Origin of the sequence: Neorhizobium lilium (assembly GCF_004053875.1) — a bacterium.
In the GTDB taxonomy this organism is placed as follows: Bacteria; Pseudomonadota; Alphaproteobacteria; order Rhizobiales; family Rhizobiaceae; genus Neorhizobium; species Neorhizobium lilii.
In genome coordinates, this window is the sequence record NZ_SBIP01000009.1 from 1 (window position 1) to 8,282 (window position 8,282).

Here is an 8,282-nt window from a genome sequence, read left to right on the forward strand (position 1 = left end):
AGGTTTCGGCTGCATCGCGGCCCACCTCCTTCGCCAAACCGGCCTCGAAGCCCGCATCCGGCCCCAGAACCGCAAGCAGCCACACGGCCCCGGTCTCGTCGCCGGCCCGCGGCATGGTCGGCAAGATTGCCCAGGCCTTTACCGGCCGCTCCGGCGCCGCTGCCGCAGCCGCACCATCTGCCGACAGCTGGGAAGAATTCTGAGCCTCCAAGCCAGATGCACAAGGGAAAGGCGGGGCCGAAAGCTCCGCCTTTTTCGTCAGGAGCAGTTCGATTGTTTCGATGTCCGAGAGATGCCGAGGTCATAGCCAGCCCCGCGCCACAGTATTAGCGATCCATTAACCATACCCGCTAAAACTTTAACTAATCCCCCGTTTTCATTCGCATTTTGGCCATGAAAGAAGCAAAACTGCATCACCAGTGTATCGAAGCAGAACGAGGTGCTTCGAAGCGAAACGGGGCGTGAGGTTGGGCCGGCTATCGGTCGATCCCTCACAAAAATGCGGCGTGGGACGAATGGCTTCAAGTTTTAATCGTGGTTCGCTTTCGCTCGGCGTGAAATTGCTCGGCGTATCGGTGGTCTGCCTGTCGATGGCTTCCTGTGCGACAACCCAAAGCCAGCCCCAGACGGCGCCGGCAAAGAAGACGCGTAGTAAGGAATACTTCTCCGAAAAGGAGTATGGCGTAAAAGCCAGCCCGCGCGTCGTTTCCGAGGGGCAGCCTGTGCCGAAGGGCGGCGGCCGTTTCATGGTGGGCGACCCCTATCAGGTGAAGGGCAAGACCTATGTGCCCAAGGAAGATCCGAACTACAACAAGAGCGGGCTTGCCTCATGGTATGGTTCGGCTTTCCACGGGCGCTACACGGCCAATGGCGAAGTTTATGACAGCTCGGCTCTGACCGCTGCGCATCCGACATTCCCGCTGCCGAGCTATGCGCGCGTCACCAATCTCGAAAACGGTTCGTCCGTCGTCGTTCGCGTCAACGATCGCGGGCCTTATCATGAGGGGCGCATTCTCGATGTGTCCGGCAAAACGGCAGAACTTCTCGACATCAAGCGCACCGGTACTGCCAAGGTGAATGTGCAGTATGTCGGCCGTGCGCGGATGGATGGGGAAGACATGCCCTTCCTGATGGCATCCTATGTCCGCAAGGGCGATCGTCTGCCGAGCTTCAATCCCGGTGGCCAGATTGCAAGCGGTGTCATGGTGGCATCCAACCAGTCGTTCGGCGATCAGTTGCAGAGCTACGGTTCGGCGTTGCCGCAGCCCGTTGCATCCGCCAATCGTACTCCGTCCAAGCCCAAGCCGGCCACGGCTGCGGCCCAGCCAACCAGAACCATCGACCGCGCTTCTGTGGCGACTGCGAGAGCGCCGCAACTTGCGGAGCGCCCGGCGATTGATCGCTCGGCGTCTCCAGTGCGGGTGGCGATGGCGAGCCCAACCGCTGTCCTTCCCGTTCAGACCAGACCGGCGCCAGTCCAAACCAAGCCTGTTGCAGGCAAGCCTGCGCCACAGACAGCCCAGCCCCGTATGGTTCAGCCCGCCGTTCGTGCGCCGGTCGAAACTGCTGCCACCGCCTATGTATCGGCTCCCAAAAGCAAGGGCCCTCAGGTCATGTTCGGCGGTGTGCTGCTGCAGGACTGAACTCATTTTCGACAGGCTGTCCGGCAATTCGTGTGTTTGCCGCACAGCCAAGGCTTCGCTTGGATATGGGGCCTTCCGCTTCGCCTGACACTTAAAGCGTGTCGCGATCTTTCAGAGTAGCTTTCCACGCTTAAGCTTTTGTTTTTTCGCATGTCGTTGACGCAAAACCGATACACACTTTTGCGCGACATGCTGTAGGTCTGACGATGCAACGGTTTCTCCTTAATCTCTGCTTATTCTTCGTCACCAGCCTTGGCGTTGGGACCGCCGTCCGGGCAGCAGAGGAGACCGCACCGGGTTTCGTATCCAAGGCCAAGCAGATTTATCTGGTGGAAGCAAAGACCGGTACGGTCCTGCTTGCCGCCAACGAGAACCAGTCGTTTCCGCCCGCCTCCCTCGCAAAGCTGATGACGATGGAAGTGGTTTTCAGCGCAATCAAGCGTGGAGAGATCGCTCCCGACACGGCTTATCCAGTCACCGAATTTGCATGGCGCAGCGGCGGCGCTCCATCCGGCACGACGACCATGTTTGCAGCGCTTAGGTCGCAGATCAAGGTCGAGGATCTGGTGAAGGGCGTGGTCATCCAGAACGGCAACGACGCCTGCATCGTGCTTGCCGAAGGTATGTCCCGTACAGAAGCCGAATTCGCCAGCCGTATGACAGCTCGCGCCAGAGACCTTGGTCTCACCCGTTCCATCTTCGGAAATTCTACAGGTCTCCCTACGGCGGAGAGCCGCACCACGGTGCGGGATATGGTGGAGCTCGCGCGCCATATCTACCGCGAGTATCCGGAATTCTATCCGCTCTATTCGCAACCTGACTTCCTGTGGAACAAGATTTCCCAGCGCAATAAAAATCCGCTTCTCAGCCTTGGAATCGGCGTCGATGGCTTGGGTGCAGGATTTGCCGAAGGCTCCGGCTATGCGGCCGTCGCCTCTGTTTCGCGCAATCATACGCGGCTGTTCCTGGCGATGGGCGGCCTTGCCAGCGACAAGGAGCGGCTGGAGGAGGCTCGTCGGGTGCTGGAATGGGGGCTGAGCGCATTCGAGACCAAGCTACTTTTCCAAAAGGGAGAGAAGATCGGCGAAGCTGCGGTGTATGGCGGAGCGTCCAGTCATATCGATGTCGTTGCCAAGGATGAGGTCGACATCTACCTGCCGACCAGCAATCCAGACCGCTTGGCTGGTCGGATCGTCTATCGCTGGCCGCTCAAGGCTCCGGTGAGGGAAGGGCAGGATGTCGGCGTGCTCAGGATTTCGGCGGGCGACAGGATCGTGCGGGAGGTGCCGCTCGTGGCGGCCGGCTCCGTCGAAAAAGGGAGCCTCGTCAGTCAGGCCAGCGACGCCCTGATGGAACTTGCCTCCTTCTGGCTCTAATGCAGTGTTTCGCGCCGCACCTGGATCGTTTATAAACAATTTGAAAATGTGAGTGCGGAAGAACGCGTGGCAGAACATTCCGGTTTGTTCGTGACTTTTGAAGGCGGCGAGGGGGCTGGCAAATCGACTCAGATTCGCCGCCTGGCGGATCTTCTGCGACGTCGCGGCTATGACGTTCTGGTCACGCGGGAGCCTGGCGGCTCCCCAGGCGCCGAAGCGGTGCGTCACGTGCTGCTGTCCGGCGCCGCCGAGAATTACGGCGTGCGGATGGAGGCTATCCTGTTTGCGGCTGCGCGCAACGATCATGTGGAAGAGGTGATCCGGCCGGCACTCGAAAGCGGCGCGATCGTGCTCTGCGACCGTTTCATCGATTCGTCCAGGGTTTATCAAGGCATTACGGGAAACCTTGAGCAGGACCTTATCGAGGCCCTGCAACGGGTGGCGATCGACGGCGTCATTCCCGATTGCACTCTAATCCTCGATTTACCGGCCGAACTTGGCCTCAAGCGGGCGCGCGGCCGCAACGCCGATGCTGCGCCGGATCGCTTCGAGCGGGAGGAGGTCGAAACGCATGAAAAGCGGCGAGAGGCATATCTTGAGATAGCTGAAGCCGATCCCACTCGCTGTCACGTTGTGGAAGCCGACAATCCGGAAGATGAGGTTGCCACGACCATTGCGGCGATCGTTGAACCGCTTGCGCGCGAACTTGCCTCTGCGCAGACGAGCAGCGCGGAATCTGTCGGATGACGGATCAGGATCCCCATGTCTTGGAGGGAGCGCTACCGCCACCCAAGAACGCGCATCTGTTCGGGCACGCTGCGGCCGAGGATTTCCTGGCACGCAGCTATAAATCCGGAAAAATCCATCATGCCATTCTGCTTGAGGGGCCGGAAGGCATAGGCAAGGCAACATTGGCCTTTCGCTTCGCCAATCACGTTCTTTCTCATCCGGAGCCGACTGCGGCGCCGGACCATCTGGATACACCTGATCTGTCTTCCCCGATCAGCCGTCAGATCGCCTCCGGCGCTTCCCACAATCTGCTGCATCTGACGCGGCCGGTGGACGAGAAGACGGGTCGAGCGAAGACGGCGATCACCGTCGACGAGGTGCGCAGGGCAGGGCATTTCTTCTCCCAGACATCCGGTACTGGCAATTGGCGCATCGTCATTATCGATCCTGCCGACGACCTTAACCGCAATGCCGCCAATGCCATCCTCAAAATGCTGGAGGAGCCGCCGCGGCGCGCGCTTTTTCTCGTCCTCTCGCATGCGCCGGGCAAACTTCTGCCGACCATTCGCTCCCGATGCCAGACGCTGCGGCTGTCCCCGCTCGGAGACCAGGATCTCGGGCAAGCACTGTCCGCGCTCGGTCTTGCGCTCGACGGCGGCAAGACGGGAGAGATGGTGCTCGACCTTTCCAAGGGCAGCGTTGCTCAGGCGCTGAAACTGTTGAACTACGGCGGCACCGAAATCATCACGGCCTTCAACGACATCATGGCCTCGGAGGGGCCTGCGGCCCGCAAGGCCATGCACCGGCTTGCTGATGTGCTATCGGGCAAGGACAGCGAAGTGATCCTCGGCTTTTTCCTCGAGCACCTCAACGACCACCTGACTGACCGGGCGCGGCAGTCTGCGCTTTCCGGCGACATGGAGGCGGCGGACCGGCAGGCGAGGCTTGTCAGCGAGATTGCGGAGCAGGTGAGTATATCCCAGGCCTACAATCTTGACCGCAAGCAGACGATCCTCTCCATCCTTGATGCTGCGCGCTGACGGGCAGGGTGTCGGCTCCGTGAGCGGAAGTTTGGGTTTCGCATCTGCGAAACATGCGCTAAGAGCGGCAGGTCAAACCTCCATGCCCGGTGCTTTCATGTCCGACAAGACGCCCTTCTACATCACAACAGCGATCTCCTATCCCAATGGCAAGCCGCATATCGGCCATGCCTATGAGCTTATCGCGACCGATGCCATGGCGCGCTTCCAGCGGCTCGACGGCAAGGATGTGTTCTTCCTGACCGGCACGGACGAGCATGGGCAGAAGATGCAGCAGACGGCGCGGGCCGAGGGGATCGCCCCGGAAGAGCTTGCGGAGCGGAATTCCAATGAATTTCGGCAGATGGGACGCCTGTTGAATTCGTCCAACGACGATTTTATCCGCACCACGGAGCCGCGCCATCATGCCGCTTCACAGAAGATCTGGGCGCGGATGGCGGATAATGGCGACATCTACAAGGATAGCTATGCCGGCTGGTATTCCGTTCGTGACGAGGCCTATTACGCCGAGGACGAGACGGAGGTCCGCGACGGCGTACGCTATGGCCCGCAGGGCACGCCGGTAGAATGGGTCGAGGAGTCCAGCTACTTCTTCCGCCTCTCGGCCTATGGCGACAAACTGCTGAAGCACTACGAGGACAATCCGGATTTCATCGGACCGGCCGAGCGCCGCAACGAAGTCATCTCCTTCGTCAAGTCCGGCCTCAGAGACCTGTCCGTCTCGCGCACGACGTTTGATTGGGGTATCAAAGTACCGAACGATCCGGACCATGTCATGTATGTCTGGGTGGACGCGCTGACCAACTACATCACCGCCACGGGCTATCTCGATGACCCCCAGGGGCCGCGCGCCAAATACTGGCCCGCCGATATCCACATCATCGGCAAGGACATCATCCGCTTCCACGCCGTCTACTGGCCGGCGTTCCTGATGTCGGCCGGGCTGCCTTTGCCGAAGCGGGTTTTCGCGCACGGTTTCGTGCTGGCGAAGGGCGGCGAGAAGATGTCGAAGTCGCTCGGCAACGTGCTTGATCCTTTCGCGCTGATCAACCATTTCGGGCTCGACCAGATCCGCTACTTCCTGATGCGCGAGATTTCCTTCGGCCAGGACGGCAATTGCAGCGAAGACGCGATCGGCACCCGCATCAACGCCGACCTCGCCAATGGCATCGGCAATCTTGCCAGCCGCTCGCTGTCGATGATCGTCAAGAACTGCGATGGTCAGATACCGCAGCCGGGCGAACTTACGGAAGCAGACCGGCAGATGCTGGCTCTGGCTGACAGCCTGCTGGCGACCTGCCGCGACGAGATGGGCAAGCAGCTCATTCACCGGGCGCTTGCCGCCGTCATCGCTGTCGTGTCGGAGACAGACCGCTATTTTGCCGGCCAGGAGCCTTGGGCGCTGAAGAAGACCGATCCTGTGCGCATGGGCACCGTGCTCTATGTGACGGCTGAAGTGGTGCGCCAGATCGCGATCCTGCTGCAGCCCTTCATGCCGGATTCCTGCGCCAAGCTTCTCGACCTCGTCGCGGCGCCCATGGAGGCCCGCGATTTTGCCGCTCTTGGCGAAGCCGGGCGGCTGAAGCCGGGAACGCCGCTCGAAGCACCGAAGCCCGTCTTTCCGCGCTATGTTGCACCTGAAACCACAGCCTGAAGCGACCTGCCATGCTGATCGATACACACTGCCATCTGGATTTCGCTGATTTCGACGAGGAGCGTGACGCATTGATCGAGCGTGCGCACGACGCCGGCGTCAAGCAGATGGTGACGATCTCGACACGGGTGCGCAAGCTCGATGGCCTGCTGGCGATCACGCAGACGTATCCGTCCGTCTTCTGCTCCGTCGGCACGCATCCCAACAATGCGGGTGAGGAACTGGATATTCAGGCGGAAGACCTGATCCGGCTTGCCAGCCAGCACGAGAAGATCGTGGCGATCGGCGAGGCGGGGCTCGACTATTTCTACGACACGCAGACGCCGGCCGATCAGAAGACCGGTCTGCTGCGCCACATCGCTGCGGCGCGCGAGACGGGCTTACCGCTGGTCATCCACAGCCGCAGCGCCGACGAAGACATGATCGAGATCCTGACTGTGGAAAGCGGGAAGGGGACCTTCCCTTTCATCCTGCATTGCTTCTCTTCCGGGCCGGAACTGGCACGGGTAGGTGTGGAGCTCGGCGGCTATGTGTCCTTTTCCGGCATCCTGACCTTCCCGAAATCGGAAGAACTCCGGGCAATCGCAAGCACCGTGCCGATGGACCGGCTTCTGGTGGAAACGGATGCGCCTTATCTTGCGCCCAAGCGCTGGCGCGGCAAGCGCAATGAACCATCCTATGTGGTCAACACAGCGAAAGTACTGGCTAGCTGCAAGGGTGTGAGCACCGACGAGATGGCTCGGATCACGACCGAGAACGCGTTCAGGATCTTCTCCAAAATGCCGAGGCTCTGACGGGTGACGGGTTATCGCCGACGCTTCACCATTCTCGGCTGCTCCTCATCGCCCGGTGTGCCGCGTCTCAACGGCGACTGGGGCGCATGCGATCCGACCAACCCCAAGAACCGCCGAACCCGTGCATCCTTCATGATCGAGCAGATCGCCCCAGATGGTGGCCGAACCGTCGTCGTGGTCGACACCGGCCCCGATTTTCGCGAGCAGATGATTGCTGCCAAGGTACAGCGCGTCGATGCGGTGATCTACACGCATGCCCATGCCGACCATCTGCACGGGATCGACGATCTTCGTGGTTATTTCATCATGCAGCATTCGCGCATTCCGATCCATGCGGATGCCTTCACCATGGAGCGTATCCGACAGGGCTTCGGCTACTGCCTGGAGACGCCGCCTGGCGGCAATTACCCGCCGATCGTCCTGCCGCGCCTGATCGAAAGTTTGGACGATCCAATCCGCATCGATGGTCCTGGCGGTCGGATCAGCGTATTGCCACACAGACAGGTCCACGGCGACATCCACTCTCTTGGCTTCCGGATCGGCAACGTCGCGTACTGCAGCGACGTCAGCGATTTTCCCGCGGAATCGATCCCGAAGCTCGCGGGGCTCGACGTGTTGATCATCGATACCTTGCAGTACAAGTTTCATCCAAGCCATCTGTCACTCGAGCAGGCCTTGTCGTGGATCGAGAGCTTTGCACCGAAGCGCGCGATCCTCACACACATGCACATTCCGCTCGACTACGGAACGGTTATCGCGGAGACACCGGCGCATGTGGAGCCGGCCTATGATGGCTTGGCTTTCGAAACGGAGGTCGGCCCAGATGCGCTTTAGCAGGTTGCTATCGAAGACGTTGGCAAGCCGTTCTGCCAGCTGAAATATCCGTTAGTTCCATAATCTATCTTATCTGATTTTGGTTTGTAGCGGCTATTTAGTAATGCGACAGTTGGGCCAGTTAGAGATGCGACAGCCTCGCCTCTCGACGCACTGGTCAAAGCCAACGTTGGGAGCAAGGATGACGATCTTCAGCCTGGTCGAGACCATGA

8 protein-coding genes are annotated in these 8,282 nt (G+C 60.2%); all 8 read left to right on the forward strand.

The genetic code is table 11. The annotated features are described in order from the left end of the window. Positions 1-203 (forward strand): hypothetical protein (locus EPK99_RS25435; RefSeq protein ID WP_164901893.1); only part of this gene is annotated, 203 nt, incomplete at its 5' end. A gap of 312 nt (positions 204-515) precedes the next feature. Continuing rightward, entirely contained in the window at positions 516-1,643 is a 1,128-nt protein-coding gene (locus tag EPK99_RS25095; protein WP_128445838.1) for a septal ring lytic transglycosylase RlpA family protein, read from the forward strand. Positions 1,644-1,849: 206 nt separating this feature from the next. Continuing rightward, a complete protein-coding gene (locus tag EPK99_RS25105) occupies positions 1,850-3,019 on the forward strand; it encodes a D-alanyl-D-alanine carboxypeptidase family protein (RefSeq protein ID WP_128445840.1) in 1,170 nt (389 codons plus the stop codon). Positions 3,020-3,085: 66 nt separating this feature from the next. Further along, the gene (tmk, locus tag EPK99_RS25110) at positions 3,086-3,766 is read left to right on the forward strand and encodes a dTMP kinase (RefSeq protein ID WP_128445841.1); all 681 of its coding nucleotides are present in this window, start codon (positions 3,086-3,088) and stop codon (positions 3,764-3,766) included. Further along, a complete protein-coding gene (locus EPK99_RS25115; protein ID WP_128445842.1) occupies positions 3,763-4,788 on the forward strand; it encodes a DNA polymerase III subunit delta' in 1,026 nt (341 codons plus the stop codon). The genes tmk and EPK99_RS25115 overlap by 4 nt, the downstream gene beginning before the upstream one ends. A gap of 97 nt (positions 4,789-4,885) precedes the next feature. Beyond that, complete coding sequence (metG, locus tag EPK99_RS25120) at positions 4,886-6,442, forward strand: methionine--tRNA ligase (protein WP_128445843.1); 1,557 nt, start codon at positions 4,886-4,888, stop codon at positions 6,440-6,442. An 11-nt stretch (positions 6,443-6,453) separates the two neighbouring features. Beyond that, positions 6,454-7,236: a TatD family hydrolase gene (locus EPK99_RS25125; protein WP_128445844.1), complete on the forward strand. Its 783-nt coding sequence runs from the start codon at positions 6,454-6,456 to the stop codon at positions 7,234-7,236. 3 nt (positions 7,237-7,239) lie between these two features. Continuing rightward, on the forward strand, positions 7,240-8,070 hold the full coding sequence (locus EPK99_RS25130) for an MBL fold metallo-hydrolase (protein ID WP_128445845.1): 831 nt from the start codon (positions 7,240-7,242) through the stop codon (positions 8,068-8,070). Positions 8,071-8,282 lie beyond the last annotated feature (212 nt).